This window comes from Streptomyces sp. MMBL 11-1, assembly GCF_028622875.1.
Taxonomy (GTDB): Bacteria; Actinomycetota; Actinomycetes; order Streptomycetales; family Streptomycetaceae; genus Streptomyces.
Genome location: NZ_CP117709.1, coordinates 3,324,337 through 3,349,949, shown reverse-complemented (window position 1 = coordinate 3,349,949; position 25,613 = coordinate 3,324,337). Strand labels below are relative to the sequence as shown.

The window sequence follows — 25,613 nt, the reverse complement described above, 5'->3', positions numbered from 1 at the left end:
GGCTCGCCCGCCGGGCGAGTTGACGCGCGAACGCCGAACACAGTTCCAGTTGCCCGAGTTTGGCCTGATCTTGACGGGTCTCGGACATATCCGGGCGGCCGAGGCAGTGTCCTAAACACACATCGCGCGGTTAGATGCGTGTGGACACCAGAACGCCTCGGTTCGACGAGCAACCCGCCCTGAGCATGACCAAGGTGGACAGCGACCCCGCGCAGGTCATCGTCAACCACGCCAGCTTCCGGGTGCAGCTCGCCCCGGGCCAGCGCGCACGGCTGCGCGGTGCCCCCGCGGTAACGGCCCGCATCCCCGCCATGAGCGGTGCCGGCGGAGGCCGCAGGCGGGCACCCGTCGTCTGGAGCGGCAAGTCCGCTCCCGGCGACCCCGGCGCGACGGGCCTGCTCCAGGCCGTGCGCAACTCCACCGCCGGACACCTCGACGCCGGACTCGGCGCGGCGTCCGGGGACGGGCACGGAGCGGGCGCGACGCAGGTCATCCCGCTCCTGGAGGAGACGCAGCCCAACCCCGTACTGACCGCCCCTCAACAGCCGGGACGCACCGGTCCGCTGCTGCCGCCCATGCGGCAGGCCGTCGGCGCGTACGACCCGGTCGACGGGCCCGACGACTTCGACCGGCCCGGAGCCCCCGGAGCTTCCGGCGACGCCGACGGCTACGACGAGGCCGACGAATCCGCCGAGGCCGCCGAGTCCCGTTCCCGGCGTGGCACGGGCGACCCCGTCCGGCACGCCTACTACCCCGGCCACCGGATGAACCTGGGCGTCGTCCTGCTCCCCATGCGGGTGCTCCTCGGCTTCATCTCCATCTACGCCGGCATGGGCAAGCTGTGCGACCCCGTGTACTTCGACGGCGGCGAGCGCGGCTCGATGGTGAAGTGGCTGACCTCCCTGCATCCGTGGGCGATGGCCGAGCCGCTGCGCGACTTCGCGCTCTCCCACCCGGTCGGCGCCGGACTGACCGTCGCCTTCCTCCAGGTCGTGGTCGGTGTGCTCACCGTCCTCGGCCTCTGGCAGCGGGTCGCCGCCGTGTTCGGCGCGCTGCTCTCCGCCGCGCTGCTGGTGACGGTGAGCTGGCGTTCGGTCGCGGTGTACGACGCCCCCGACATCATCCTGCTGGCCGCCTGGAGCCCGCTGATCATCGCGGGCGCGCCGGTCTACTCCGTGGACGGCCGCCTGGCCGGGGAGGCCTGGCGCAAGCTCGGCCCGCGCTCGGAGATCTGGGACCTGCGCCGCCGGGTCCTGCGCCGGGGCACCGTCGTCGCGACGGTCGTCGTCGGCCTCACCCTGCTCATCGGCTCCATCCTCGGCGGCGCGGTCCGCTCCAGCGAGGTCGTCACCGTCCCCGGCCGCAACGACAACCCCACCAACCGCCTCCCCGGCATGCCGCTGCCCCAGGAGTCCACCGGCGAGCGCCAGGCATCCCGTACGCCGGAGCAGGAGCGGCAGCCGGAGCCCAGCCGCTCCGGCGCGGCCACCACCCCCGCCGACGGCGGGACGACACAGGGCGCGGTGCGCGAATCCGGCGGCCAGAGCACCGGTTCGGACACCCAGCCCAGCCAGACCCAGGGCACAGGCCAGGAGCCCCCGCAGCAGTCCACCCCGCAGGAGCCCCCGGCGGCCACCAGCGCCGGACCCACCTCCTCCGGGTCCGCCGGCGACGCCTCCTCCGGGTCCACCGGCGACGAACCGGCGCCCACCGGCGGCTCGACCTCCTCCGGCGGTGAGGGATCGACCACGGGCGGCGGCCGGAACCCGATCGGCGGTCTCCTCGGCTGACCCGTACGACAGCACGAAGGGGCGGCCCCCACCCGGCGGAACCACCGGGCGGGGGCCGCCCCTTCATGTGCGGGCGGGTCCCCAGGGGCGAGGGCGACGGCTGCGAGGGTGACGGCGGTGAAGGCCACCGCTGCGAAGGCCGCAGCTGTGGAGGTGACGGCGGTGAAGGTGACGGTGGTGAAGGTGACGGTGGTGTCAGCCGTTGTGGGCGCCGAGCTCGCGGGCCGCCTCGGTCAGGTCCTTCGCGGTGTCGATGGCCCGCCAGTACGCCCCGTTCGGCAGCGGATACCCGGCCAGCCGGCGCTCGCGGGCGAGCCGCGGGAACGTGGTCCGCTCATGGTCGCCGCGGTCCGGCAGCAGCTTCGTGAACGCGGGCGAGAACACGTACACCCCCGCGTTGATCAGATACGGGGAGGGCGGCGACTCGATGAAGTCGGTGATGTGCCCGAACGCGTCCGTCTCCACGGCCCCCCACGGGATCCGGGGCCGGGCGAGGGCCAGGGTGGCGGTCGCGTCGCGCTCCGCGTGGAAGGCGGCCATCTCCCGCAGGGAGAAGCGGGTCCAGATGTCGCCGTTGGTGGCGTACCAGGGCTGCTCCGGATCGGGCAGCCGCCCGGCCGCGTACTTCAGGCCGCCGCCACGGCCCAGCGGCTCGGTCTCCACGACGGTGGTGACCCGGAGCGGCAGAACGGCGGCGTCCAGCCACTCCTGGAGCACCTCGGCGAGGTGCCCGCAGGAGACCACGGCGTCGGTGACGCCTTCGGCGGCCAGCCAGGACAGCTGATGGCCGATGATCGGAGTCCCGGTTCCGGGGATCTCGACCATCGGCTTGGGGCGGTCGTCGGTGTACGGCCGCAGCCGCGACCCCTGGCCACCGGCAAGGATCACGGCCTGCGTCGGAAATGTATGCATGGCAGGCACGATATGCGGTGCCCGCCGACGGAGCGGCGATGCTCCGTGTGACCGCCTCCCGGCGTGGGAGTTCCTAGCTGAACTGCGCGACGCCGGAGGCGAACGAGGTGTCACAGACGGGCCGGGAGAAGCGGTGCGCACGGGTCGGGCCGTACTGCTCGACGGCCGCCTTGCCGAGGGCCTTCGCGATCGACATGCAGTGGCGGGCGAGCGAGGGACGCTGCTCGACGGCGCGCTGGAGGCCCGTGAGAGCGGCGCCCGGGTCCTTCTCCCGCAGCTCCACGAGCAGCTTCTCGCGCAGGACGTGCTGCGGGGCGTGCGGCTTCGCGGGCTTGGACACGGTCTCCGAGGAGGCGGCCAGCAGCTGGGAGTCGGTGTCCGACTCCGCCCACTGGACGCTGGTGACCGCGAGGGTCCCGGACAGAACCATGACGACGGGCAGGACGAGAGCGAGGGATCGGCCGATGCGGCGCGCGGTGTGGGTCACGCAGCGAGCGTAGCGGCCAGTGATGACTCGGCGACAATTCGTCACCCTTGCGGGGGATGGTTCGACGCGCCCTTTCGAATACGGGCTTGACGAACACGGGCGAAATGCCCTGTGTGCCGGGGTATTTGCTGCCGGCCGGCACCGAAACCCAAACCCGCCGGGACCACGCAATCGGCCCCGCACTCCCTTGCGGGAAGTGCGGGGCCGGGCGTACGGCGGACGGGGCGTCAGTTGGTGAGACGCTCGCCGGTGGAGGTCGCGAAGACGTGCAGCTCGTCCGGGCGCGGGACGACGTGCAGCTCCGTGCCCTTCTCCGGAACGGCACGGCCGCCGACGCGGACGACCAGGTCCTTGTGCTCGCCGGCGACCTGCGCGCCACCGTAGACGAAGCCGTCGGCGCCGAGCTCCTCGACCACGTTGACGGAGACGGCCAGACCGGCCGGCGCGTCCGAGGCGTCCTTGGTCAGCGACTTCGCGGCGGCGCCCCCGTGCTCGACGATGTCGAAGTGCTCGGGGCGGATGCCGACCGTGACGGTGGTGTCACCGCGGTCCGCGGCGGCGGTGAGCGCCTCGCGGGAGACCGGGACGACGCTGTTGCCGAACTTCACGCCGCCGTCGGTGATCGGGACCTCGACGAGGTTCATCGCGGGGGAGCCGATGAAGCCGGCGACGAAGAGGTTCGCGGGGCGGTCGTACATGTTGCGCGGCGAGTCGACCTGCTGGAGCAGCCCGTCCTTCAGCACCGCGACCCGGTCGCCCATGGTGAGGGCCTCGACCTGGTCGTGGGTGACGTACACGGTGGTGATGCCGAGGCGGCGCTGCAGCGAGGCGATCTGCGTACGGGTCGAGACACGGAGCTTGGCGTCGAGGTTCGACAGCGGCTCGTCCATGAGGAAGACCTGCGGCTCACGCACGATGGCCCGGCCCATCGCCACACGCTGACGCTGACCACCGGAGAGCGCCTTCGGCTTGCGGTCCAGGTAGTCGGTGAGGTCCAGCATCTTGGCGGCCTCTTCGACCTTCGCCCGGATCTCGGTCTTGTTGATACCGGCGATCTTCAGCGCGAAGCCCATGTTGTCCGCGACGGACATGTGCGGGTAGAGCGCGTAGTTCTGGAACACCATGGCGATGTCCCGGTCCTTCGGCGGCAGGTGCGTGACGTCGCGGTCACCGATGCGGATCGCACCGCCGTTGACGTCCTCAAGACCCGCGAGCATGCGCAGGGAGGTCGACTTGCCACAACCGGAGGGACCGACGAGGACGAGGAACTCACCGTCCGCGATGTCGATCTCGAGCTGGTCCACGGCCGGCTTCGTGGAGCCGGGGTAGACGCGAGAAGCCTTGTCGAACGTGACACTGGCCATGCTGAATCTTCTCCTCAACCGGCAGGAACGTGCCGGACGATCCGAGTAGGGAGTGGTCTGGTCCACAGACGCGAACCTGCCGTGACGCTACCTGGCGTTTCCCGATCTGTCAGTAGTCCGAGGCACACGGAAAACGCGGACGAGCGGGGTGCGGGGTTGGTTAGACTGCTCCGGCACGCCTCCTTAGCTCAGCTGGCCAGAGCAACGCACTTGTAATGCGTAGGTCGTCGGTTCGAATCCGACAGGGGGCTCGGCGTGAAGCCCGGGTCGGATGTACTTCCGACCCGGGCTTTTCTGTTTCCTTCGCCCTTTCCGTGGTGCCGGGCGGTGCCAGGTGGTGCCAAGGGGTGTCGCGGGAGTGCCAGGCGGTGCCAGTTGGTGCCACGTGGTGGCGCTGTGGTGCCATCCTTGGTTGCTCCGTGCGCCCCTGTGGTGCCAACTTCGTTGCTTTGATGGCGTTGTTGCAGTTCAGGGGCGCGCTCCGGGGTGATGCGCCAATGTGGCTCGACGTGGTGCCATTCGTGTGCCATGATGGCGTCATGGACCTCAACCCCTACGTCGACAATCTCCGGCGGGAACTCGCCGTCGCCGCGGATGCCAGCGGCGACGAAGCCCGCGCCCTGGCCGAGCGGCTCAGTGCTCCTCTGGAGTCCGCCGTCCGGCTGACCCTGCTCAACGTGCTGTCCGCGGCCATGGGCGACGTCACCCGGGAGCTGGCTCCCGGTTCGGTCGACGTACGGCTGCGCGGGCTTGATCCGGAGTTCGTGGTGACGCCGCCCCCGGTGCCCGAGTCGGTGCGGGAGGAGCCGGAGGCGGTCGTGGCTCCCGTCGTGGCCGCGTCTCCGGCCGGGGAGGCCGACGAGGGCACCATGGTGCGGATCAACCTCCGTCTCCCCGCCCACCTCAAGGGCCGCGCCGAGAGCGCCGCGGCGGCGGAGGGGCTGTCGGTCAACGCCTGGCTCGTGCGGGCCGTGTCCGTGGCCCTGGACGGCGGGGGGCGTGCGGGTGCGCCGGGCCGGGGCAAGGAACCGGGCGGGCGCGGCGGCTTCACCGGCTGGGTCCGCTAGATCCGTAGACCCGTAGACCCGTAGGCCTGCAGGGGCCCCTGGGGCCCCTGGGCCCCCTGGATCCGTAGACCTGCTCCGTTTGTAGGCGGCACCACTTCACCGGCGGATCGCCGATCCGGCCGACGTCACTGATCACTCATCACTCACCGAGCCAAGAGGACGGGACAGCCATGCCTTCTTTCGATACCCCCGAGCCGGTCTCCGCCGTCATCGAGCTGGACGCCGGCACCGCCCGCATCACCGCGGGCAAGCGCACCGACACGGTCGTCGAGGTGCTGCCGGGCAACGGATCCGACGAGGACGACGTGCGTGCCGTGCAGCAGACCCAGGTCTCCTGCTCGGGTGGCCGTCTCACCATCAGGACCCCCAAGAAGCGGACCTTGTTCGGCAAGCCGGGCTCCGTCGTGGTGAGCGTCGAACTGCCCGCGGGGTCCGATGTGCGCGGCACCTCCGCGCTGGGCGGCTTCTTCTGTGAAGGGCCTCTCGGCGAGGTGCGGCTCAGGACCTCGCTCGGCGACCTCCAGGTGGACGAGGCGGCCGGTGCCGAGCTCCGGACCGACCACGGCGACATCCGGCTGGCCCGCTCCACCGGGGACGCCGAGGTCATCGGCTCGGGCCGGGTCGAGGTCGGCGCCGTCGCCGGGGCGGCAGTCGTCAAGAACGGCAACGGCGCGACCCTGATCGACGAGGTGGGCGGGGAGCTGAAGGCCAACGCGGCCAACGGCGACATCTCCGTGGGCGTCGCGCACGGCAGCGTCGTCGCCAAGTCCGCCAACGGGCGGATCGAGGTCGGCGTGGCCCACGCCGGGGTCGACGCGACCTCCTCCAACGGCCGCATCCGTGTCGGAGACGTGACCCGCGGCCGCATCGCCCTGCGTACCTCCGTCGGCGACGTCGAGGTGGGCATCCATGAGGGCACCGCCGCCTGGCTCGACCTGAACCCCAAGTTCGGCACCGTACGCAACTCGCTCGGCGCCGCCGCCGGGCCGGAGGGATCCGACGAGACCGTCGAGGTGCACGCCCGGAGCGGGGCCGGCGACATCATCGTCCGCCGCGCCTGACTCTGTGCCGTGCCTGGCCTCGTCCGGTCGTGCCTGATCTCCGCGCTGTGCCTGGCTTCCTCCGGTCGTGCCTGATCTCCGCCGCGCCCGCCTCCGGTCGCGCCCGACCTCCGTCGACCCCGTCCACCGCTTCGCCCCGCCCGAACCACCGCTCGTGAAAGGGAACCAGCATGACTGTCACCCGGGTCTCCGCGCCGCCTGCCGCCCAGGCCGCGGCGCAGGCGATCACCGCCACCGGACTGCGCAAGTCCTACGGCGACAAGCTCGTCCTCGACGGCATCGACCTGTCGGTGCCCGAGGGCACCGTCTTCTCCCTGCTCGGCCCGAACGGCGCGGGCAAGACCACCGCCGTGAAGATCCTCTCCACCCTCGTCACCGCCGACGCCGGTGAACTGAGCGTCGGTGGCCATGATCCGGCCGTCGACCCGCAGGCCGTGCGCGCCGCGATCGGCGTCACGGGGCAGTTCTCCGCCGTCGACGGACTGATCACCGGCGAGGAGAACATGCTGCTGATGGCGGACCTCCATCATCTGTCCAGGCGCGAGGGGCGGCGGGTCGCCGCCGAACTGCTGGAGCGCTTCGACCTGGTGGAGGCGGCGAGAAAGCCCGCCGCGGGCTACTCCGGCGGTATGAAGCGGCGTCTCGACATCGCGATGACGCTGGTCGGCTCCCCGCGGATCATCTTCCTCGACGAGCCGACCACCGGCCTCGACCCGCGTTCCCGCCACACCATGTGGGGCATCATCCGCGAGCTGGTCTCCGGTGGCGTCACCGTCTTCCTCACCACGCAGTACCTGGAGGAGGCCGACGAGCTGGCCGACCGTATCGCCGTCCTCAACGACGGGAAGATCGCAGCGGAGGGCACCGCCGAGGAGCTCAAGCGGATCGTCCCCGGCGGCCACATCAGGCTCCGCTTCACCGACCCGGACGCCTACCGGTCGGCGGCCTCCGCGCTGCGCGAGGTCGCCCGCGACGAGGAGGCGCTGTCGCTCCAGATCCCCAGCGACGGCAGCCAGCGCGAACTGCGCTCCATCCTCGACTGGCTGGACTCGGCCGGCATCGAGGCCGACGAGCTGACCGTGCACACCCCCGACCTCGACGACGTGTTCTTCGCCCTCACCGGCTCCGGTGCGCCGGTCCGGAACAACCAGCCGAAGGAGGCTGTCCGATGAGCTCCCTCTCCCTCGCCGTCCGCGACTCGAACACCATGCTGCGCCGCAATCTGCTGCACGCCCGGCGCTACCCCTCGCTCACCCTGAACCTGCTCCTCACGCCTGTCATGCTCCTGCTGCTTTTCGTCTACATCTTCGGCGACGTGATGAGTGCGGGCATCGGCGGGGGAGGGGGCGGCCGTTCCGCGTACATCGCCTACATCGTCCCGGGCATCCTGCTGATGACCGTCGGGTCCACCGTGGTCGGGACCGCGGTGTCCGTCTCCACCGACATGTCCGAGGGCATCATCGCCCGCTTCCGCACCATGGCGATCCATCGCGGTTCCGTGATCGTCGGGCACGTCGTCGGCAGCGTGCTGCAGAGCGTGCTGAGCGTGGTCCTGGTGGGCGCCGTCGCCGTGGCCATCGGCTTCAGGTCCACGGACGCCACGGTCCTGGAGTGGCTGGCGGCGTTCGGGCTGCTCGTTCTCTTCGCCACCGCCCTCACCTGGGTCGCGGTCGGCATGGGCCTGATCAGCCCGAACGTCGAGGCCGCCAGCAACAACGCCCTGCCGATGGTCCTGCTCCCGCTGCTGTCCAGCGCCTTCATCCCGGTGGAGACGATGCCGGGCTGGTTCCGGCCGATCGCCGAGTACCAGCCCTTCACCCCGGCCATCGAGACGCTGCGCGGCCTGCTGCTCGGCAGCGAGATCGGTCACAACGGCTGGCTGGCCGTCGGCTGGAGTATCGGGCTCGTGGTGCTCGGCTACATCTGGGCGACCTCGAAGTTCGGCCAGGACCCCCGGTGACTCGGTCCCGCCCCCGGCCTCACCGACGAGGAACCTCGGCCGGCGGTTCGCCCGGGTCGAGATGACCGTCGCGCTCCCGGCGCTCTTCGCCCGCTTCCCCGGGCTGCGCCTCGCGGTACCGCCGGGGGACGTGCCGCTGCGTGAACGCTCCAGCATCTACGGCGTGGTCTCCCTGCCGGTCGCCCGGGGGGAGGAACAGCGCCGAACAGCCCGCCGGGCGAGGAGATGTGGTGTGCGTCCGTGCCGATTTCTACCGAGGGGTAGGCGACCCGAGATCCTTGTTATACCTTGCGTCTAACAAGGGTCCCGGGTCGGCCGGTGTCCGGTCCGGCGAGGGCCGCCGCCCCCGGCTCCGGTGATCCCGTAAAGCACACACTGCACACGGCACACACAGCACACGGCACGACCCCGGCCCCGTACAGCGCGAGCCGATTCCGTACAGCGCGAGTCGACTCCGTACGCGACGGTCGGCCGACGTACGTACCTCACCACGATCGAGGATCACCGCACTCGACCCAAGGAGCCGCAGCATGGCCGGCAGCACCGTTCCGTCGAAGGTCCAGGAGAGCCCCGAGGGCGACGACGTCGCGCGGCGGTTGCTCGACTCGGCCGCGCAGCTGGCGTACGACCCGGCCACCGAGGTGGACTGGCAGACGCCGCTGGACAAGGAGTTCCACGGCGCGAGCCCGGAGTGGTGCAGCCTCTACGGGACCCCGTACTGGGGCGAGTTGACCGAGGCGCAGCGCAAGGAACTCACCCGGCAGGAGGCGGCCTCGGTCGCCAGCACCGGGATCTGGTTCGAGATGATCCTCCAGCAGATGGTGCTGCGCGACATCTACATGAAGGACCCGGCGGGCGCGGAGTTCCAGTGGGCGCTCACCGAGATAGCCGAGGAGTGCCGCCACTCGATCATGTTCGCGCGCGGCGCGCAGAAGCTCGGTGCGCCCCACTACCGGCCCCGCCGCGCGGTGATGGAGCTGGGCAGGGCCTTCAAGACGCTGGCGTTCGGCGAGGCGGCGTACGCGGCGATCCTGGTCGCGGAGGAGGTGCTCGACGTGATGCAGCGGGACTGGATGCGCGACGAGCGCGTCGTGCCGTTCGTCCGCACCATCAACAACATCCATGTGGTGGAGGAGTCCCGGCACATGAAGTTCGCCCGGGACGAGACCCTCAAGCGCCTGGAGGGCGCCGGGTGGGCGCGGCGGCAGCTCAACGCCTTCGTCGTCGCCGTCGCCTCGTACTTCATCGTCACCAGCATGGTGAACCCTGAGGTCTACCGGAAGGCCGGGCTGGACAAGCGGCGCGCGCTGGCCGCCGCCAAGGTCAACGAGCACCACAAGTCGATGATGCGGTCGAGCTGTTCGGGGCTGATGGACTTCCTGGCCTCCGCCCGTCTCCTCACCAAGCCCGCCCTCGCGTTCTACAAGCGCGCGAACCTGATCTGAGCCGGGGCCATGACCTACGCCATCACCCAGACCTGCTGCAACGACGCCACCTGTGTGGCCGTCTGCCCGGTCAACTGCATCCACCCGACGCCGGAGGAACGCGCCTTCGGCTCCACGGAGATGCTGCACATCGACCCCCGGGCGTGCATCGACTGCGGGGCCTGCGCGGACGCCTGCCCGGTGGACGCGATCTTCCCGGTGGACTCGCTGTCCGCCGGGCAGCGGGAGTACGCGGACATCAACGCCGCCTATTACGAGGGGGAGGAGGCCCCGCCCGCGGGGGCCGCCGTCGACGGGCCCAACTTCCACGTCTGGGGCGAGCCGGTCTTCGGGCGCAGCCTGCCGTCCGACTTCGCGCCGCTGCGGGTGGCCGTCGTCGGCACCGGGCCCGCCGGGATGTACGCGGCGCAGGACCTGCTGCTGCACACCGCCGCCGAGGTGACCCTGATCGACCGGCTGCCGGTCGCCGGCGGCCTCGTCCGGTACGGCGTGGCGCCCGACCACCCCGCGACGAAGAAGGTCGGCGACGCCTTCTCCCGCTTCCACTCCCACCCCCGGGTCCGGATGCACCTGGGCATCGAGGTGGGCCGGGACGTCACCGCGGAGGAGCTGGCCGCCCACCACGACGCGGTGATCTACGCGGTCGGCGCCTCGGCGGACCGGCGGCTGGGCATCCCGGGCGAGGACGGCCCCGGGTGTCTGTCGGCCACCTCGTTCGTCGCCTGGTACAACGCCCACCCGGAGGCCGTCGCGCAGGGGGTCGACCTGTCCGCCGAGCGGGTCGTCGTGGTGGGCAACGGCAACGTGGCCCTCGACGTCGCCCGGATCCTGGTCGCCGACCCGGAGGCGCTCGCGGGCACCGACATCGCCGCCCACGCGCTCAAGGCCCTGCGGGCGAGCCGGGTCCGCGAGGTGGTGGTGCTGGGGCGGCGGGGGCCCGAGGACGCCGCGTACACCCGCTCCGAACTGCTCGCGCTGAAGCATCTGCCGGGCGTGGAGCTGGTCGTGGACGACCATGACCCGCGTGCGGGGGCGGCGATCGACGCGGCCGGGGCGGGCGACCGGGCCGGGATGCTCCGGGGGCTCGCGCGGGTGCGGACGAACGCCGCGTCACCCGGGCCCGGTTCGGGGGCGGCGGACCGGCGCATCGTGCTCCGCTTCCACTCCGAACCGGTGGAGATCCTGGACGACGCGGGCGCGCGCACCGTACGGGTCACCGACGGCGGTGGCGAGGGCACGGCCGACCTGGCGGCCGGAATGCTGCTGCGGGCCATCGGATACCGGGGGCTGCCGGTCCCCGGGCTGCCGTTCGACGAAACCTCGGGCACCGTCCCGCACGAGGGCGGCCGGGTCGCGGGGCTGCCCGGCGGCTATGTGGTCGGCTGGATCAAGCGGGGGCCCTCCGGCGGGATCGGCGCCAACCGCACCTGCGCGGCCGAGACGGTCGGCACGCTCCTGGCCGACGCGGTCGCCGGGACGCTGCCCACGCCAACGGGCGACGCCAAGGCGTTCCGGCGCCTGGCCCGGCGGCGCAACCGCCGGGTCGTGGACGCCCGCGGCCTGGCCGCGATCGACCGTGCCGAACGGGACCGGGGACGGCGCGACGGGCGGCCCCGGGTGAAGCTCGCCACCGTCGAGGAGCTGGTCGCGACGGCGAGAGCCGGGCGGCTGCCGCGGCTGTCGCGCTGACCGGTCGCCGCGATCGTCGCTCGCACGAGGTTACGAAGTCCGGCCCGGGGCAAGGCGGTTCGAACCGTCCTGCCCCGGGCCGCGCTCCGTACGGGCGACGGGCGACGGGCGGTCAGGCCTTGGACTCCGAGGCCTCCGGCACCCCCGCGGGACCGCTCGCGGCGGCCGGCCGCAGGGGCGCGGTCGCCGGGCGTACGGGGATGAGGGCGGCGACGACCGCCGCCGCGAGGCCCACGCCGCAGCCGATCAGCATCGCGACGCGGAAGCCGTTCTGGGAAGCCAGTGGGAAGCCGCCGAAGTCCGTGGTCATCCGGGCCAGGACCACGCCGATCACCGCCGCCGCGAAGGACGTGCCGATCGAGCGCATCAGGGCGTTGAAGCTGTTCGCCGACGCGGTCTCGGACGGGGGCACCGCACTCATGATGAGCGCGGGCATCGCCCCGTACGCGAAGCCGACGCCCGAGTTGCAGACGAGGGTGATGAGCAACAGGCTCCACGGGGAGTCCGCGCCGATCAGCGGGACGGACAGGCCGTAGCCGGCGGCGATGAGGAGGCTGCCGACGGCCAGAGTGACCTTCGGGCCCTTGGCGGCGGACAGCTTCGCGCCGACCGGGGACATCGCCATCATCATCAGGCCCGCCGGGGCCATCCACAGGCCCATCGCCAGCATCGACTGTCCCAGGCCGTAGCCGGTGGCCTCGGGCAGCTGGAGCAGCTGGGGCACGACGAGGGACTGCGCGTACATCGCGAAGCCGACCAGGATCGAGGCCGCGTTCGTCATCAGGACCTGGGGGCGGGCGGTGACGCGCAGGTCGACCAGCGGTTCGCTGAGGCGCAGTTCCCACCAGCCCCAGGCGGGCAGCAGCACGAGCACGGCGGCGAAGAGGGCGAGCGTGGTGGCGCTGCCCCAGCCCCAGTCGGCGCCCTTGGAGACGGCGAGCAGCAGACAGATCAGGGCGGTGCCGAGGCCGACGGCCCCGAGCAGGTCGAAGCGGGTGGACCTGGTGGCCGGGCGGTCCCCGGGAACCAGGGCCAGGATCAGCGCGCCGACCGCGACGGCCAGCACGGCGACCACCCAGAACAGCACCCGCCAGCTGGTGTTCTCCGCGATGGCGGCGGCGAACGGCAGGCCCAGCGCGCCGCCCACGCCCATCGAGGCGCTCATGATCGCGATGGACGGGCCGAGCTTCTCGGCCGGCACCACGTCACGCAGCAGGCTGATGCCGAGCGGGACCACGCCCATGCCCAGGCCCTGGAGCCCCCGCCCGGCGATCATCGGGACCACCGACGAGGACAGGGCACAGACCACCGAGCCGAGGATCAGCGGGAGGAGCGAGACGAGCAGCATGCGCCGCTTGCCGTACATGTCGCCGAGCCGGCCGGCGACGGGCGTGGCCACGGCGGCGGCCAGCAGGGTGGCGGTGATCACCCAGGAGGCGTTCGACGCGGAGGTGTCGAACATCTTCGGCAGCTCCGCGATCAGCGGCACCACCAGGGTCTGGGTGAGTGCCGCCACGATGCCGGCGAAGGCCAGGATGCCGACCACGCCTCCCGGGCGGGCTGCGGGGGGTGAACTCTCCACGGGTACTGCTCCCTCTTGCCCTTCCGGGCCGGTTTGTTCGTTCGGGTCGATCGTTCGGGTCGATCGTTCGTTCGGGACGTTTGTTCGGATCGTTCGCTCTCGCGTACGTGTTCCCGGACCGCCCTGTCGGGCCGCGTTCCCGGCGTTCGACTATGCAAGATACATTGATTGTGCATGATGCATAGCGTGTGCATCATGCACATCTATCGTGAGAGACCTGTTCGACGAAGGAAGCAGCGCGTGGACAAGCACATCGACCGGATCGAACGCGAGACGATGCTGCTCGGCCGGTACATGCACATGGTCACCCCGCGCGTGGACTGGCAGCTCGACCGGTCCGCCTACATCCTGCTCAGCCGGATCCAGGTGGAGGGGCCCATGTCCATCGGCCAGCTCGGCGACGCCTTCCGTCTGGACGCCTCCACGCTCAACCGGCAGACCGCCGCGATGCTGCGGGCCGGGGTCGTCGAGCGCATCCCGGACCCCGACGGCGGCATCGCCCGCAAGTTCGCCATCACCGAGGAGGGCGAACGCCGCCTCGACAACGACCGGAGCCGGAATCTGGCGGGCCTCGCGAAGGTCCTCACGGACTGGACCCCGGAGGAGGCCCGGCAGCTCGCCGACTCCCTCGGTCGCCTGAACCTCTCCATCGAGCGTCTCGACGGACGGCCCTGGCCGCGCGACTGAAGCGCGGCCAGGGGCTGGTGGCCGGGGGCTGAAGGCCGGGGGCTGGGGGCCGGGGGCCGGTGGCTCAGTGACGGCCCGCGATGCGGTCCGCCACCCTGGCGACGGGGTCCGTGCCGGGGCGCGGCGAGGTGCTCTCACGGCGGTCGGCCGCGCGGTAGGCCGCGTACATGCCGTGGACGCCGAGCCAGCGGAAGGGCTCCGGCTCCCAGCGGCGGACCTTGTGGTTCACCCACGGCAGGGTGGTCAGTTCCGTCGGGCCCGCCTGCCCGGAGTCCTGCTGGATCAGGTCGCGCAGGGTGCGGGCGGCGAGGTTGGCGGTGGCGACGCCCGAGCCGACGTAACCGCCCGCCCAGCCCAGCCCCGTGGAGCGGTCCAGGGTGACCGTGGCGCACCAGTCGCGCGGGACGCCGAGGACGCCGGACCAGGCGTGGTCGATGTGGACGCCCGCCGTGGTGGGGAAGAGCCGGACCATCAGCTCGCGCAGGGCGGCCACGGTGGCGGGCCGGGTGCGGCCGTCGTTGTCGGTGGCGGAGCCGAAGCGGTACGGGTGGCCCCGGCCGCCGAGCGCGATGCGGTCGTCGGCGGTGCGCTGGGCGTAGAAGTAGGCGTGGGCCAGGTCGCCGAGGGTCTCGCGGCCCTCCCACCCGATCGTGTCCCAGATCCGGGCGGGCAGCGGATCGGTGACGATCATGGAGGAGTTCATCGGGAGCCAGGTGCGCTTCTGTCCCTTGAGGCTCGCGGTGAAGCCCTCGGTGCAGCGCAGGACGTACGGGGCGCGGACCGTGCCGTAGGGCGTCACGGCGTGCTTGGGCTTGATCTCGGTGACGGGGGTCGACTCGTGGATGGTGACGCCGAGCGCCTCCACCGCGTCGGCGAGGCCCTTGACCAGCTTGACCGGGTGCAGCCGGGCGCCGTGCGGGGTCCAGGTCGAGCCGATGGCCCCGGTCACATGGACGCGCTCGGCGGTCTCGCGGGCGCCGCGCAGGACCCGGTCGCTCTCCCCGAAGGCGATCTCGACGCTGTGGAAGTCCTTGAGACGGGCGAGCTGGGAGGGCGTGTGGGCCACCTCCAGGACGCCGCCCTGGTGGATGTCGGCGTCGATCTTCTCCTCGGCGGCGGTCCTCACGACCTCGCCGACGGTGTCGTTCATGGCCTTCTGGAGCCGTACGGCGGCGTCGTGGCCGTGCAGCTTGGCGTACCGGTCGCGGCCCGCGATGCCGTTGTACAGCCAGCCGCCGTTACGGCCGGAGGCCCCGTAGCCGCAGAACTTGGCTTCCAGGACGGTGATGTTGAGGAAGGGGACGGCCTTCTTCAGGTAGTACGCCGTCCAGAGGCCGGTGTAGCCGCCGCCGACGATGCAGACGTCGACGCTCGTGTCGCCGGGGAGGGGTTCGCGCGGGGCGGGAGTGCCCTCTCGCGCGTACCAGAACGATATGCCGCCGACGACGGTACTGACGGTGCTCATGATGCCCCTGGTGTCCCTGCCCGGTCCGATGAGATGCCGAGCGTACGTGTGGCGGGACGTTACTGCGCGCGGGGTCGTTCCGTCAGGGCCCGGCCGACGCGGGTCCCTAGGATCGGCGGGGTGGACGACATCCCTGACGAACTGATCGCCGCGCAGTCCCGGTACAACGGAGCGGCCGGGCGGGCCTTCGTCGCCGCCCTGCCCGGCCTTGCCGAGCGGTGCCTGGAGCGGTGGGGGCTGCGGCCGGACGGCCCGTCGATGTACGGGATGTGCGCCCTGGTCCTGCCGGTGGTGCGGGAGGCCGACGGGCGGCCCGCCGCGCTGAAACTCCAGGCGGTGGACGAGGAGACGGCGGGCGAACCGATCGCGCTGCGGGCGTGGACCGACGCGGGGGCCGGAGCGGTGGAACTGCTCGGCCATGACCCGGAGACCGGGGCGATGCTGCTGGAACGGCTCGACGAGCGGCGGCCGTTGTCCGGCGAGGCCGATGTGCGGGAGGCGGTGACGGTACTCGGCGCGGTGCTGGCCCGGCTGGTGGCGGTACCCGCGCCGGAGGGGCTGCGCACGCTGGGCGAGGTGGCGGAGCGGATGCTCGCGGCGGTGCCGGAGAGGGTGGGTCTGCTGGCCGCCGCCGATGACCGGCGGCTCGTCGCGGACTGCGCGGCGGCGGTGCGGGAGGTCGCGGGGGAGCCGGGGGGCCGGCTGCTGCACTGGGACCTGCACTACGACAACATCCTGGCCGGGCGCGCGGACGCGGGGCGGGCCGGGGAGTGGGTGGCGCTCGACCCGAAACCACTCGCGGGGGACCCGGGCTTCGAGCTGTTCCCGGCGCTGGACAACCTCTTCGACGCGGACGAGGTGCTGTGGCGGTTCGACGCGCTGACGGAGGCGCTGGGCCTGGAACGGGACCGGGAGCGGGCGCGGGCCTGGACGTTGGGGCGAGTGCTCCAGAACGGGCTGTGGGCGGCGGAGAGCGGGGAGGGCCGGATCTCCCCCGACCACGCGGAGATCGCGCGGCGGTTGCTGGGAAGGTGAGGGCGGGCGGGGCGGGTGTCGGTACCGGGGCCAGTGCCGGTGCCGGTGGCCGGAGTCAGGCGCCCTGGTTCGGGGGCGACGGGACCGGCGGGCGGGGGGCCGGGGAATCAAGGTGTGGCCGGGGCCGCGGGTTGCTTACGCTGCGCCCATGATTCGTACCGCCACACCTGAAGACGTCCCCGTCCTGCATTCACTGGTGCGGGATCTCGCCGCGTACGAGAAGGCCCTCGACGAGGTCGTCGTCACCGAGGAGCAGCTGAACGAGGCGTTGTTCGGCGACCGGCCCGCCGCCTACGCGCACGTGGCGACGGCCGACGACGACAGCGGCGAGGTGATCGGCTTCGCCCTCTGGTTCCTGAACTTCTCGACCTGGCGCGGAGTGCACGGCATCTACCTGGAGGACCTGTACGTCCGACCCGACCGGCGCGGCGGCGGCCACGGAAGGGCGCTGCTGACGGAGCTGGCACGGATCTGCGTGGAGCGCGGCTACCAGCGGCTGGAGTGGTCCGTGCTGGACTGGAACGCCCCGTCCATCGCGTTCTACGAGTCGCTGGGCGCGCGCCCGCAGGACGAGTGGACGGTGTACCGGCTGACGGACGACGCCCTCCACGGGCTGGGGACGGGCGGGTAAAGCTCACGGGGTCGCATGACGCCCCGACGGGCGCGCGCCCCGGGCGAACCGGATGGGACGTCTCCGCCTCGTACTCCGGCGCGTACGTCGTCAGCCAGCGGCGTTCTACCGCCTTCAGCACGGGGTCATCGGGCTCCGTGGCCTCCAGGCCGGTCAGGACGTGGTCCGTCAGGAAACCGGCCGGGAGGAACGTGACGGGGCGGCGGCCCGGGAGCCGCCCCACCGGCCCCCGGACGGGGCGGCTCCCCGGGCCGCCGCCCCGTCCGGGGGCCGACCGGCACAGGGACTGACTACGGCTCCAGGACCACCTTGCCCATGGTGCCCCGGGTCTCCAGCGCGCGGTGCGCGGCGGCGGCCTCGGCGAGCGGGAAGCGCTGAACGGCGGGCCGCAGTCGGCCGGCCGCCGCCTCGGCCAGGGCGCGGGTCTCCAGCGCGCGCAGACCGCCGCCCCTCTCGGCCATCCGCGGCCCGAGGACGGACTCGGACGTGATGGCGCGTTCGGCCAGCTCCTCGGCGGGGAAGGTGAGCGGGCCCCCGCCGAGGAGCCCCTCGCCCGACCAGCCGTAGACCACGTGCCGCCCGCCGGGGCCGAGGAGGTCCACGGCGGCGCGGGCGGTGGTCCCGCCGACGGCGTCGTAGACGACGGTGGCCCGCAGCCCCGCCGCGTCGAGGTGTTCACGGGCCGTGCGCGGCCAGTCGGGGCGGGTGTAGTCGAGGGCGAGGTCGGCGCCCTCGGCCTTGGATCTGGCCACCTTCGCCGGGCCTCCGGCCAGGGCGATCACGGTGGCCCCCGCGTTCTTCGCGTACTGGACGAGGAGGGTGCCGATCCCGCCCGCCGCCGCGGTGACGACGACCACCGAATCCGGGCCGAGCGGGGTGAACCCGAGGATGCCGAGGGCGGTGCGCCCGGTGCCGATCATGGCGACGGCCCCGGCCGCGTCGAGCCCCTCGGGGATCTCGTGGAGCCGGTCGGCCTCGGTGACGGTGAGCTCGGCGTACCCGCCGGGCGCCATGCCGATGTGGGCGACGACGCGCTTGCCGAGCCAGGCCGCGTCGGCGCCCTCGCCCACCGCATCGACGGTTCCGGCGACCTCGCGGCCGGGGACGGTGGGGAGGCCGACGGGCTCCGGGTAGGGGCCGCGCTCCCCTTCCCGCAGAGCGGTGTCCAGGAGGTGCACCCCGGCCGCGGCCACGGCGATACGGACCTGGCCGGGGCCGGGGACGGGGTCCTCGGTCCTCTCGTACACGAGGTTCTCGGCGGGGCCGAAGGCGTGAAGGCGTACGGCGTGCATGACGGGCTCCCTGGGGTCGCGGGGCGGGCTGTGCCCCCACTCTCGTACCTCACGTTTACTTGAGGTCAACCCCGTTCAGTCCGGTCCCGGGCCCCGTCCGGGTGCGCGGCCCGGCGGCCTTCACGGCGAGCAGCGCGGCTTCGAGGCCGCTGGTGAAGGAGACCTCGCTGAGGAGTCCCGGGGCGGCGACCTGGTCGCCCGCCAGGAAGATGCCGTCGCCCCGGACGACGGAGGGCCGGTCCCGCCAGGTGGTGCCGGGGCGGTCGACGGCTCCGGTGCGGCCGTCGGCGAGTGCCTCGACGCGCCAGGTGGTGCGCTCGCGCCAGCCCGGGAAGCCGAGGTCGAGGAGTTCCTCGGCCCGCGCGGTCCCTTCCGCCCTGCGCGCGTCGGGGCCGATCGGGAACTGGCCCTGGAGCAGTTGCTCGCCGGCCGGGGCGAGGCCGGGGTCCTGGGCGGTGAACCGCTCCAGCCAGCCGGGCGCGTCCAGGTCCGACACGGCGAACGCGTCGCCGCGCCGGGTGCGCACCGCCAGGTCCAGCAGGACGGTGCGGCCGCTCTCCCAGGTGAGGGACGCGTCGTCGAGGAGGACGCGGGCGGAATCGAGGGAGGTGGCGACGACGACCGGCCCGGTACGGGCCAGTTCGCCGAGCGTCCGGGTGTCGACGCGGGCGGCGGTCTCGATGCCGACCCCGAGCCCCCTGGCGTGGCCGGCCAGCCGCTCGACGAGGGGCGCCCAGCCGCCGACCGGGTAGTGGGCCTCGGGCGGGAACGAGGCCAGGCGGTGCAGGCGCTCCTGGACGAACCGGGCGGAGAGCGACCCGGGATCGTGGTGGAACAGCGCGGTGGCGGCGAAGTTCGCGGCGGCGCGGGCGGCCTCCTCGCCGACCTGTCCGGTGGCCCACGCCAGGAAGGCGTCGTCCACCGGGGCGGTGCGGGGGGCCCGGCGGGCGAGCCGCAGCAGCGCCGCGGGCGGGGTCCGGCGGGCCGCTCCCGCGCGGCGGAAACGGAAGCGGAGGCCTTCGAGGGGCGGTACGGAGGCGACGGCGCCGAGAAGACCGCGCCGGGCCAGCCAGGTCCAGTGCGGCCCGCGCCGGTACAGGGCGTGCGGCCCCTCGTTGGTGCGGTACGGCCCTTCCGCGGTCCTGGCCCGGCCGCCGAGCGTCCGGTGGCCCTCGTGCAGGGTGACGCGCGCACCGGACTCGGCCGCGGTGATCGCGGCGGTGAGGCCGGCGAGGCCGCCGCCGATGACGTGGATGTGTTCCATGGCTGGATCTCCTTCGCATCTTTGATGATGCGACGGATCGGGGGCGGCGGCTCGTGACACGTCCGCCGGGGCGTTGTCAGTGGGGTGCGTCACGATGGGGGGATGGCAGTGAGCGCGGGCAGGGCGACCGGGTCGACCGGGTCGAACAGGGCGAACAGGGCGAACAAGGGCAGGAAGGGTGCCGTCTCGGCGGCGCGGCGTCCGGAGGTGCGGCTGCCGCCGCTCGTTCCCTACGACGGCGAGGGCCTGGAGCCGGACGGGGACTACGACGGGGTGCGGTTCGACGGGGTGGACCTGGCGGACGCGTCGGGCCGGGGGGCCCGGTTCATGGACTGCGCCCTGGACGGCTGCTCCCTGGACCGTGCGGAGCTGGCGCGGGCCCGCTTCGTCGACGCGGTGCTGACGGGCGTACGAGGGGTGGGCACCGATCTCGCGGAGGCCTCGCTGCGGGACGTGGAGGTGGTGGACGCGCGCCTGGGCGGGGTGCAGCTGCACGGTGCGGTGCTGGAGCGGGTGGTGGTGCGGGGCGGCAAGATCGACTACCTGAATCTGCGCGAGGCCCGGCTGAAGGACGTCGTCTTCGAGGGCTGCGTGCTCTCCGAGCCGGATTTCGGGGGCGCGCACCTGGTGCGCGTCGAGTTCCGGGACTGTGTGCTGAAGCGGGCGGACTTCAGCGGGGCCCGGATGGAGTCGGTGGACCTGCGCGCGGTGGCCGAGCTGGACATCGCACGGGGAGTGGACCGGCTGGCGGGCGCGGTGATCAGCCCGTCGCAGCTGATGGAGCTGGCCCCGGCGTTGGCGGCGCAGATCGGGGTGCGGGTGGAGGCGTGAAGGGCCCGGGAGGCCCCGGGGGCCCCGGGGGCCTCACAGACGGGGGAAGCGGGCCTGGAGGTCCCAGATCACGGGGTTGTCGGCGAGGCCCTCGTGCATGTCGGCCAGGTCGGCGATCAGGTCGTGCAGGAAGTCGCGGGCCTCGCGGCGCAGGAGGGAGTGGCTGAAGGTGAGCGGGGGCTCGTCGCCGGGCATCCAGTCCGCCTCGACATCGACCCAGCCGAAGCGCCGCTCGAACAGCATCCGGTCCGAGGACTCGGTGAAGTCCAGCTCCGCGTACTGCTGCCGGTGCGAGCGGTTGCCGCGCGGGTCCTGGTCGATCTGCTCGACGATGTCGCACAGCGCCCACGCGAAGTCGAGCACCGGCACCCATCCCCAGGCTGTGGAAACCTCGCGGTCCGCCTTGGTGTCCGCGAGGTAGACGTCGCCGGAGAACAGATCGTGCCGCAGCGCGCGGACGTCCGCGCGGCGGTAGTCGGTCTGCGGGGGATCGGGGAAGCGGCGGGAGAGGGAGTAGCCGATGTCGAGCACGGACCGATGGTGTCATGCCCGTCCGGCGCGGCCCGACACGATCGGGTGAAGCGGCGCGGGTGCGCCGGACGCGTTTGCCGAAGGCTCGCTGGCCTCCGGTGAACGGTCAGTCGGCCACGGCCTCGATGACGGCGAACGGCGCGGCCTCCGTGAGCGGGGTGACCGTCGTGAGGGTCAGGCCCGCGCGGCGGCACACGTCCGCGAAGTCCTCGCGGGTGCGCTCGCGGCCGCCCACGTTCACCAGCATGTTGAGGTCGCTCAGGTAGGTGACCCCGCGGTTGGCGGCGCCGGCCTGGATGTCGACCGCGTCGGGAAGCACGGGCTCCACGATCAGGACGAGGCCGCCGGGCGGCAGCACCTCACGGCAGTGGCTCAGGATGGTCACCACCTGGTCGTCCGCCCAGTCGTGCAGGACGCTCTTCATCAGGTAGAGGTCCGAGCCACCGGGGACCGAGTCGAAGAAGTCTCCGACGACCAGGGAGCACCGGTCCTGAAGTCCGTGCCGTGCCATCGTGTCCGGCGCCCCGGCCAGGCCCTCCACCGTGTCGAGGACGACACCCGTGAGGCCGGGATGCGCGGCGAGCACACCGGCCAGGAGGGTCCCGTCGCCCCCGCCGACGTCCGTGACCGAGGTGAACCGGCCGAAGTCGAAGGCGTGCGGCAGGGCGGCGGCGGTCTCCGAGGAGGCTTGGCCCATCGCCGCGTTGAACTCCGCGGACAGCTCGGGGTGCTGAGCCAGGTGGCTGAAGAAGTCCGTTCCGAACACGCCGTCGAACGCGACCTCGCCGGTACGGACGCTGTCGTCCAGGTGCTCCCAGGCCCGGATGATCGTCGGCTCGGTGAACATCCTGACGAACGAAGCGAGCGAGTCGGGGCGGCCGGGGTGCAGCAGCGCGCCCTCGGGGGTCACCGCGAACGACCCGGGGACGGGCTCCCGCAGCATGCCGAGCCCGGTCAGGGCGCGCAGCAGCCGCTCCATGGGCTGGGGTTCCGCTCCGGCGTCGGCGGCCACCTCGACAGCCCGGCGCGGTGCGTCGCCCAGCAGTTCCACCACCCTCAACCGGGTCGCCGCACGCAGGGTCTGCGCGGCCATGCTCCCGAACGCGAGCCGGACGATCAGATCGCGGCCGGCCGCTTCGGCGGCCGTGACATCGGTGTTCGTCATGGGTGTTTCCTCTCGACTGTGTGCGGTGGGATGTGCGGTGGAGGAGGTGCGGTGGGGCGGGCGGTGGGCGTGCGGGGGGCGTGCGGGGGTTACGCGCGTGAAGGCCGGCCGGCGGACGTGGACCTGCCGGCCAGGGCGCGCGGCGTGCACCCGGCCAGAGCCGTGACGTCGCGGTGGAGGTGGGACTGGTCGGCGTATCCGCACGCGAAGGCGACGGTGTCGGCGCTCTCGCCCGCGCAGAGGGCCCGGGCGGCGTGGTCGAAGCGGACCAGCATGGCGGCGCGTTTCGGCGTGAGGCCGACCTGGTCGGTGAACCTGGACCACAGCCGCTTGCGGCTCCATCCGAAGGACGCGGCGAGACCGGCGACCCGGACGCGGCCCCGGCGGGCCACGATGGTGTCCCAGGCGGCGGTGACCTCGGGCGACACCGACGGTGCGCCGGCAGCCCGCTCCGCGAGGAACGCGTCCGTCAGCGCCAGGCGTTCCTGCCACGACGTGGCGTCGGTCATCCGCTCGCGGAGGCAGCGGGCGGGTCGCCCCCACAGGTCCTCCAGACCGTTGACCGCCCCGTCCAGTTCGCGGGGGGAGACGCCCAGCACCGCACGGGCGGCCAGGGGCGGCAGACACACCTCGACGCACTCGACGTTCTCGCCCCGGACACTCGCCCGGCCGGGCGACAACGAGGCGACGAAGCTCCGCAGAGGCCGGCGCGCCGTGGCGCTCTCCACCGTGAGGGGGCTCTCCCCGAGCCCGATGACGAGGACCACGACGGGCTGCGGCAGCACCCGCATGTCCAGCCCGGCCGACGCCCGGTCACGGAAGCCGGCCATCCGCACACCGTCGATCGTTGGGCCGCCGAGGAGGCGGGCGACCTCCCAGCCGTTCTCAGAATCGTGGTCCCCGGGCCCCGGGCCCCCGTGATGTCCGCGCATGCCTCTACCGTCGCCGACTCCGGGGCGCTTGTCTTGTACGAAAGTTACGGGCTCCGTCGGACGGGTCACGCGGGTACCGCGCCCGGCTCACGGCAGCAGGCGCTGCTCCTTGGCCACCGACACCGCGCCCGCACGCGTGTCGACGCCGAGCTTGTCGTAGATCCGGCCCAGGTGGGTCTTGACCGTGGCCTCGCTGATGAACAGGGCACGGGCGATGTCGCGGTTGCCGAGGCCCTGGGAGAGCTGGGCCAGGATGTCGCGTTCGCGGTCGGTGAGGGTGGGGCGGGGGCTGCGCATCCGGGCCATGACCCGGCTGGCGACGGGTGCCGAGAGCGTGGTGCGGCCCCGGGCGGCGGACCGGATCGCGGCGAACAGTTCCTCGGGGCGCTCCGCCTTCAGCAGATAGCCGGTCGCCCCCGCCTCGATGGCCCGGGTGATGTCGGCGTCGGTGTCGTACGTGGTCAGCACCAGGACGTGGGCCGTGCCGCCGGCCGCGATGCGACGGGTCGCCTCGACGCCGTCGATGCCCTCGCCGAGCTGGAGGTCCATGAGGACGACGTCCGGGGTGAGCCGGGCGGCGAGCACGACGGCCTCCTCGCCGCTGCCGGCCTCACCGACGACCTCGATGTCCGGTTCGCTGCCGAGGAGGGCGAGCAGCCCGGCGCGGACGACCGCGTGGTCGTCGCAGAGGAGGATCCGTACGGGGGGTGTCTGCGGGCCTCGGCCGGTCATGCGGGGTCCTCCGGAACGGTGAGGGGGGCGGGCGCGAGCGGGATCGCGGCCGAGAGCACGGTGCCCTCGCCCGGGGCCGACTCGATGGTGAGCGTTCCGCCGAGCTGGTGCACGCGGGCCCGGATGGCGGGAAGGCCGTGGCCGCGCACGGTGTCGGTGCCGGGGCCGCGGACGCCCGCCTGCTCCACGGTGAAGCCGCGGCCGTTGTCGCCGACGTCGAGGACGACCCGGTCGTCGAGGTGGGTCAGGGTCAGCCCGGCGGCGGTCGCCCCGGAGTGCTCCCGCACATTGGCCAGGGCCCCCTGGGCGATACGCAGCAGGGCGGACCGTACCCGGTCCGGCAGCGGGGCGTGCGGGGCGCCCTCCACATGGCAGTGGACGGTGAGCGCGCCCTCCGCCTGGGCGCTCTCCCGGGCCGCCAGCGCGTGCAGGGCCGCCTCCAGGCTGCCGCCCTCCGCCAGGTCGGCCGGGGCCAGGTCGTGGACGAAACGGCGGGCCTCGGCGAGGTTGCGTTCCGCGATGCCGGTGGCCGTACGGACATGGCGGCGGGCCGCGTCCGGATCGGAGGTCCAGGTGCGGTCGGCCGCCTGGAGCAGCATCTGCTGGCTGGACAGGCCCTGCGCCAGGGTGTCGTGGATCTCCATGGAGAGGCGCTGGCGCTCGGCGAGGGTCCCCTCGCGTCGCTCGGTGGCGGCCAGTTCGCGCCGGGTGCGCAGCAGGTCGTCGATCAGCTCGCGCTGGCGTCCGGCCAACTCCCGCTGGCGTACCGCCTGGCGCCGCATATGGACGAAGACGGCGGTCGCCACGGCGGCGACGGCGGGCGGGGCGAGGACCAGGTTCGGGTCGAACCCCTCGGCCAGGCGCAGCTGCGCGGCCACGACGAACGCGGTGAGCAGGGCGACCAGGGCGAGGGCCGCTCGCGGCGGCAGGATGCGCAGCCCGGTGTAGAACAACGGCACGGCGCACCACGCGAAGCTCGGCGCGAGGACCACCAGCACCATCCAGACGAGGACGAGCACGCCCAGCCAGGTGAGCCGGCGCGGGGTGGGGCGCGAGCCCAGGACGGGCCCCAGGAGGTACAGCACCGCCAGGGTGATCGACAGAGCGATGATCCACGGGGTGCGGGCCTCCCCGGGGTGCCGCATCAGGAACCGGGTCAGCGAGGCGCCGAGCAGCAGGAAGAACGCGGCGTGCATGAGGAGCGCGAGCCAGCGGGCATCGGGGTCGGCGCCGAAACCCTGCCCGGGTCCGGCGCCGGGTCCCGAGCTGGGGTCGGCGCCAGGACCCGAGCTGGGGTCGGTGCCGAAGGTCGGCCGGGGGTTGGCGCCAGGGCCCGAGCCGGAATCCGTGCCCCGCTCCGAGCGCCGCCCGGAGCCCCGCCCCGAGCCGGGGCCTGCGCCCGCGGGGCCGTTCCTCCCCGCGCCCCGCGGACCGCTCCGGTCGTCCACCTCGTACCTCGTGTTCCGTCTCGCCCGGCCCCTGCTGACCTGCGCGGATCTTCCATGGTGACCCGATCCGGCCACCCCCGCATCAACCGATCGGCTGACGGGGGCGTCGGCCGACCCGCGCGCCGCTTCCAGCCGGTACGCCGACCGTACGGGGCCGGATCCGCCGGGAGGATCGATACCGGAGCGAAACGGCAGGACCACTGCCGGGCCGCTCCGCACACCCCACCACCGGGCCGCCCCCGG

General features: G+C 73.0%; 23 protein-coding genes, 1 tRNA gene and 1 pseudogene. 13 read left to right on the top strand and 12 right to left on the bottom strand.

Features of this window, described 5'->3' with window-relative positions; all coding sequences use genetic code 11:
* The first annotated feature begins 134 nt into the window (after nucleotides 1-134).
* Nucleotides 135-1,790 (top strand): DoxX family membrane protein, encoded by a 1,656-nt coding sequence (locus PSQ21_RS14430; RefSeq protein WP_274030910.1) that lies wholly within the window; start codon nucleotides 135-137, stop codon nucleotides 1,788-1,790.
* A gap of 195 nt (nucleotides 1,791-1,985) precedes the next feature.
* On the opposite strand, the gene PSQ21_RS14425 is transcribed toward PSQ21_RS14430, so the two are convergent.
* From PSQ21_RS14425 to PSQ21_RS14415, 3 genes are all read right to left on the bottom strand, one after another.
* Complete coding sequence (locus PSQ21_RS14425; protein WP_274030908.1) at nucleotides 1,986-2,702, bottom strand: nucleotidyltransferase family protein; 717 nt, start codon at nucleotides 2,700-2,702, stop codon at nucleotides 1,986-1,988.
* A 73-nt stretch (nucleotides 2,703-2,775) separates the two neighbouring features.
* On the bottom strand, nucleotides 2,776-3,189 hold the full coding sequence (locus PSQ21_RS14420) for a hypothetical protein (protein ID WP_274030907.1): 414 nt from the start codon (nucleotides 3,187-3,189) through the stop codon (nucleotides 2,776-2,778).
* 227 nt (nucleotides 3,190-3,416) lie between these two features.
* Nucleotides 3,417-4,553: an ABC transporter ATP-binding protein gene (locus tag PSQ21_RS14415; RefSeq protein ID WP_274030906.1), complete on the bottom strand. Its 1,137-nt coding sequence runs from the start codon at nucleotides 4,551-4,553 to the stop codon at nucleotides 3,417-3,419.
* Between the two features lie 177 nt (nucleotides 4,554-4,730).
* Here PSQ21_RS14415 and PSQ21_RS14410 point away from each other — a divergent pair.
* From PSQ21_RS14410 to PSQ21_RS14375, 8 genes and pseudogenes are all read left to right on the top strand, one after another.
* Nucleotides 4,731-4,804 (top strand) — tRNA-Thr (locus PSQ21_RS14410).
* A 288-nt stretch (nucleotides 4,805-5,092) separates the two neighbouring features.
* A complete protein-coding gene (locus PSQ21_RS14405) occupies nucleotides 5,093-5,620 on the top strand; it encodes a toxin-antitoxin system HicB family antitoxin (RefSeq protein ID WP_274030905.1) in 528 nt (175 codons plus the stop codon).
* Nucleotides 5,621-5,790: 170 nt separating this feature from the next.
* Complete coding sequence (locus PSQ21_RS14400; protein WP_274030904.1) at nucleotides 5,791-6,681, top strand: DUF4097 family beta strand repeat-containing protein; 891 nt, start codon at nucleotides 5,791-5,793, stop codon at nucleotides 6,679-6,681.
* 170 nt (nucleotides 6,682-6,851) lie between these two features.
* Nucleotides 6,852-7,853, top strand: a complete 1,002-nt coding sequence (locus tag PSQ21_RS14395) for an ATP-binding cassette domain-containing protein (RefSeq protein WP_274030903.1) — start codon at nucleotides 6,852-6,854, stop codon at nucleotides 7,851-7,853.
* Nucleotides 7,850-8,641, top strand: coding sequence for an ABC transporter permease (locus tag PSQ21_RS14390; protein WP_274030902.1), 792 nt, complete (start codon nucleotides 7,850-7,852; stop codon nucleotides 8,639-8,641). Before PSQ21_RS14395 ends, PSQ21_RS14390 begins: the two co-directional genes overlap by 4 nt.
* A 34-nt stretch (nucleotides 8,642-8,675) precedes the next feature.
* Nucleotides 8,676-8,834 (top strand): annotated as a pseudogene (locus PSQ21_RS14385) (cytochrome P450); the annotation flags it as partial.
* 337 nt (nucleotides 8,835-9,171) lie between these two features.
* A complete protein-coding gene (locus tag PSQ21_RS14380) occupies nucleotides 9,172-10,086 on the top strand; it encodes an AurF N-oxygenase family protein (RefSeq protein ID WP_274030901.1) in 915 nt (304 codons plus the stop codon).
* A 9-nt stretch (nucleotides 10,087-10,095) separates the two neighbouring features.
* Nucleotides 10,096-11,775 carry an FAD-dependent oxidoreductase gene (locus PSQ21_RS14375; RefSeq protein WP_274030900.1) on the top strand — a complete coding sequence of 560 codons (1,680 nt, stop codon included), beginning with the start codon at nucleotides 10,096-10,098 and terminating at the stop codon, nucleotides 11,773-11,775.
* A 112-nt stretch (nucleotides 11,776-11,887) separates the two neighbouring features.
* On the opposite strand, the gene PSQ21_RS14370 is transcribed toward PSQ21_RS14375, so the two are convergent.
* The gene (locus tag PSQ21_RS14370) at nucleotides 11,888-13,357 is read right to left on the bottom strand and encodes an MFS transporter (RefSeq protein ID WP_274030899.1); all 1,470 of its coding nucleotides are present in this window, start codon (nucleotides 13,355-13,357) and stop codon (nucleotides 11,888-11,890) included.
* A gap of 240 nt (nucleotides 13,358-13,597) precedes the next feature.
* Here PSQ21_RS14370 and PSQ21_RS14365 point away from each other — a divergent pair, with 240 nt between their 5' ends.
* A complete protein-coding gene (locus PSQ21_RS14365) occupies nucleotides 13,598-14,044 on the top strand; it encodes a MarR family winged helix-turn-helix transcriptional regulator (RefSeq protein ID WP_274030898.1) in 447 nt (148 codons plus the stop codon).
* Between the two features lie 64 nt (nucleotides 14,045-14,108).
* Here PSQ21_RS14365 and PSQ21_RS14360 read toward each other — a convergent pair whose 3' ends face one another.
* Nucleotides 14,109-15,509 carry an NAD(P)/FAD-dependent oxidoreductase gene (locus tag PSQ21_RS14360; protein ID WP_274030897.1) on the bottom strand — a complete coding sequence of 467 codons (1,401 nt, stop codon included), beginning with the start codon at nucleotides 15,507-15,509 and terminating at the stop codon, nucleotides 14,109-14,111.
* Nucleotides 15,510-15,629: 120 nt separating this feature from the next.
* Between PSQ21_RS14360 and PSQ21_RS14355 the strand changes: the two genes are divergently transcribed.
* Both PSQ21_RS14355 and PSQ21_RS14350 read left to right on the top strand, forming a co-directional pair.
* Nucleotides 15,630-16,544, top strand: coding sequence for an aminoglycoside phosphotransferase family protein (locus PSQ21_RS14355; protein ID WP_274030896.1), 915 nt, complete (start codon nucleotides 15,630-15,632; stop codon nucleotides 16,542-16,544).
* 148 nt (nucleotides 16,545-16,692) lie between these two features.
* Nucleotides 16,693-17,175: a GNAT family N-acetyltransferase gene (locus PSQ21_RS14350; RefSeq protein WP_274030895.1), complete on the top strand. Its 483-nt coding sequence runs from the start codon at nucleotides 16,693-16,695 to the stop codon at nucleotides 17,173-17,175.
* A 290-nt stretch (nucleotides 17,176-17,465) separates the two neighbouring features.
* Here the strand turns inward: PSQ21_RS14350 and PSQ21_RS14345 are convergent, their stop codons facing one another.
* Nucleotides 17,466-18,467 (bottom strand): zinc-binding dehydrogenase, encoded by a 1,002-nt coding sequence (locus PSQ21_RS14345; protein ID WP_274030894.1) that lies wholly within the window; start codon nucleotides 18,465-18,467, stop codon nucleotides 17,466-17,468.
* A gap of 55 nt (nucleotides 18,468-18,522) precedes the next feature.
* A complete protein-coding gene (locus PSQ21_RS14340; protein ID WP_274030893.1) occupies nucleotides 18,523-19,731 on the bottom strand; it encodes an NAD(P)-binding protein in 1,209 nt (402 codons plus the stop codon).
* A gap of 102 nt (nucleotides 19,732-19,833) precedes the next feature.
* Between PSQ21_RS14340 and PSQ21_RS14335 the strand changes: the two genes are divergently transcribed.
* Nucleotides 19,834-20,562 (top strand): pentapeptide repeat-containing protein, encoded by a 729-nt coding sequence (locus PSQ21_RS14335; RefSeq protein ID WP_274030892.1) that lies wholly within the window; start codon nucleotides 19,834-19,836, stop codon nucleotides 20,560-20,562.
* Nucleotides 20,563-20,595: 33 nt separating this feature from the next.
* Here the strand turns inward: PSQ21_RS14335 and PSQ21_RS14330 are convergent, their stop codons facing one another.
* The 5 genes from PSQ21_RS14330 to PSQ21_RS14310 all read right to left on the bottom strand — a co-directional run bounded on the left by PSQ21_RS14330 (nucleotide 20,596) and on the right by PSQ21_RS14310 (nucleotide 25,370).
* On the bottom strand, nucleotides 20,596-21,093 hold the full coding sequence (locus PSQ21_RS14330; RefSeq protein WP_030590408.1) for a hypothetical protein: 498 nt from the start codon (nucleotides 21,091-21,093) through the stop codon (nucleotides 20,596-20,598).
* A gap of 106 nt (nucleotides 21,094-21,199) precedes the next feature.
* A complete protein-coding gene (locus PSQ21_RS14325) occupies nucleotides 21,200-22,258 on the bottom strand; it encodes a methyltransferase (RefSeq protein ID WP_274030891.1) in 1,059 nt (352 codons plus the stop codon).
* An 89-nt stretch (nucleotides 22,259-22,347) separates the two neighbouring features.
* A complete protein-coding gene (locus PSQ21_RS14320) occupies nucleotides 22,348-23,190 on the bottom strand; it encodes a helix-turn-helix domain-containing protein (RefSeq protein ID WP_274030890.1) in 843 nt (280 codons plus the stop codon).
* A gap of 87 nt (nucleotides 23,191-23,277) precedes the next feature.
* Nucleotides 23,278-23,922 (bottom strand): response regulator, encoded by a 645-nt coding sequence (locus PSQ21_RS14315; RefSeq protein ID WP_274030889.1) that lies wholly within the window; start codon nucleotides 23,920-23,922, stop codon nucleotides 23,278-23,280.
* Nucleotides 23,919-25,370 carry a sensor histidine kinase gene (locus tag PSQ21_RS14310; protein ID WP_274030888.1) on the bottom strand — a complete coding sequence of 484 codons (1,452 nt, stop codon included), beginning with the start codon at nucleotides 25,368-25,370 and terminating at the stop codon, nucleotides 23,919-23,921. Before PSQ21_RS14310 ends, PSQ21_RS14315 begins: the two co-directional genes overlap by 4 nt.
* Between the last annotated feature and the right edge of the window lie 243 nt (nucleotides 25,371-25,613).

Excerpts from the sequence above, each read along its gene's own strand:
- PSQ21_RS14375 (WP_274030900.1), top strand. The coding sequence starts at position 10,096 with ATGACCTACGCCATCACCCAGACCTGCTGCAACGACGCCACCTGTGTG.
- PSQ21_RS14360 (WP_274030897.1), bottom strand. The coding sequence starts at position 15,509 with ATGAGCACCGTCAGTACCGTCGTCGGCGGCATATCGTTCTGGTACGCG.
- PSQ21_RS14425 (WP_274030908.1), bottom strand. The coding sequence starts at position 2,702 with ATGCATACATTTCCGACGCAGGCCGTGATCCTTGCCGGTGGCCAGGGG.
- PSQ21_RS14315 (WP_274030889.1), bottom strand. The coding sequence starts at position 23,922 with ATGACCGGCCGAGGCCCGCAGACACCCCCCGTACGGATCCTCCTCTGC.
- PSQ21_RS14345 (WP_274030894.1), bottom strand. The coding sequence starts at position 18,467 with ATGCACGCCGTACGCCTTCACGCCTTCGGCCCCGCCGAGAACCTCGTG.
- PSQ21_RS14335 (WP_274030892.1), top strand. The coding sequence starts at position 19,834 with ATGGCAGTGAGCGCGGGCAGGGCGACCGGGTCGACCGGGTCGAACAGG.
- PSQ21_RS14320 (WP_274030890.1), bottom strand. The coding sequence starts at position 23,190 with ATGCGCGGACATCACGGGGGCCCGGGGCCCGGGGACCACGATTCTGAG.
- PSQ21_RS14430 (WP_274030910.1), top strand. The coding sequence starts at position 135 with ATGCGTGTGGACACCAGAACGCCTCGGTTCGACGAGCAACCCGCCCTG.
- PSQ21_RS14405 (WP_274030905.1), top strand. The coding sequence starts at position 5,093 with ATGGACCTCAACCCCTACGTCGACAATCTCCGGCGGGAACTCGCCGTC.
- PSQ21_RS14340 (WP_274030893.1), bottom strand. The coding sequence starts at position 19,731 with ATGGAACACATCCACGTCATCGGCGGCGGCCTCGCCGGCCTCACCGCC.
- PSQ21_RS14325 (WP_274030891.1), bottom strand. The coding sequence starts at position 22,258 with ATGACGAACACCGATGTCACGGCCGCCGAAGCGGCCGGCCGCGATCTG.
- PSQ21_RS14400 (WP_274030904.1), top strand. The coding sequence starts at position 5,791 with ATGCCTTCTTTCGATACCCCCGAGCCGGTCTCCGCCGTCATCGAGCTG.
- PSQ21_RS14380 (WP_274030901.1), top strand. The coding sequence starts at position 9,172 with ATGGCCGGCAGCACCGTTCCGTCGAAGGTCCAGGAGAGCCCCGAGGGC.
- PSQ21_RS14415 (WP_274030906.1), bottom strand. The coding sequence starts at position 4,553 with ATGGCCAGTGTCACGTTCGACAAGGCTTCTCGCGTCTACCCCGGCTCC.
- PSQ21_RS14390 (WP_274030902.1), top strand. The coding sequence starts at position 7,850 with ATGAGCTCCCTCTCCCTCGCCGTCCGCGACTCGAACACCATGCTGCGC.
- PSQ21_RS14350 (WP_274030895.1), top strand. The coding sequence starts at position 16,693 with ATGATTCGTACCGCCACACCTGAAGACGTCCCCGTCCTGCATTCACTG.
- PSQ21_RS14395 (WP_274030903.1), top strand. The coding sequence starts at position 6,852 with ATGACTGTCACCCGGGTCTCCGCGCCGCCTGCCGCCCAGGCCGCGGCG.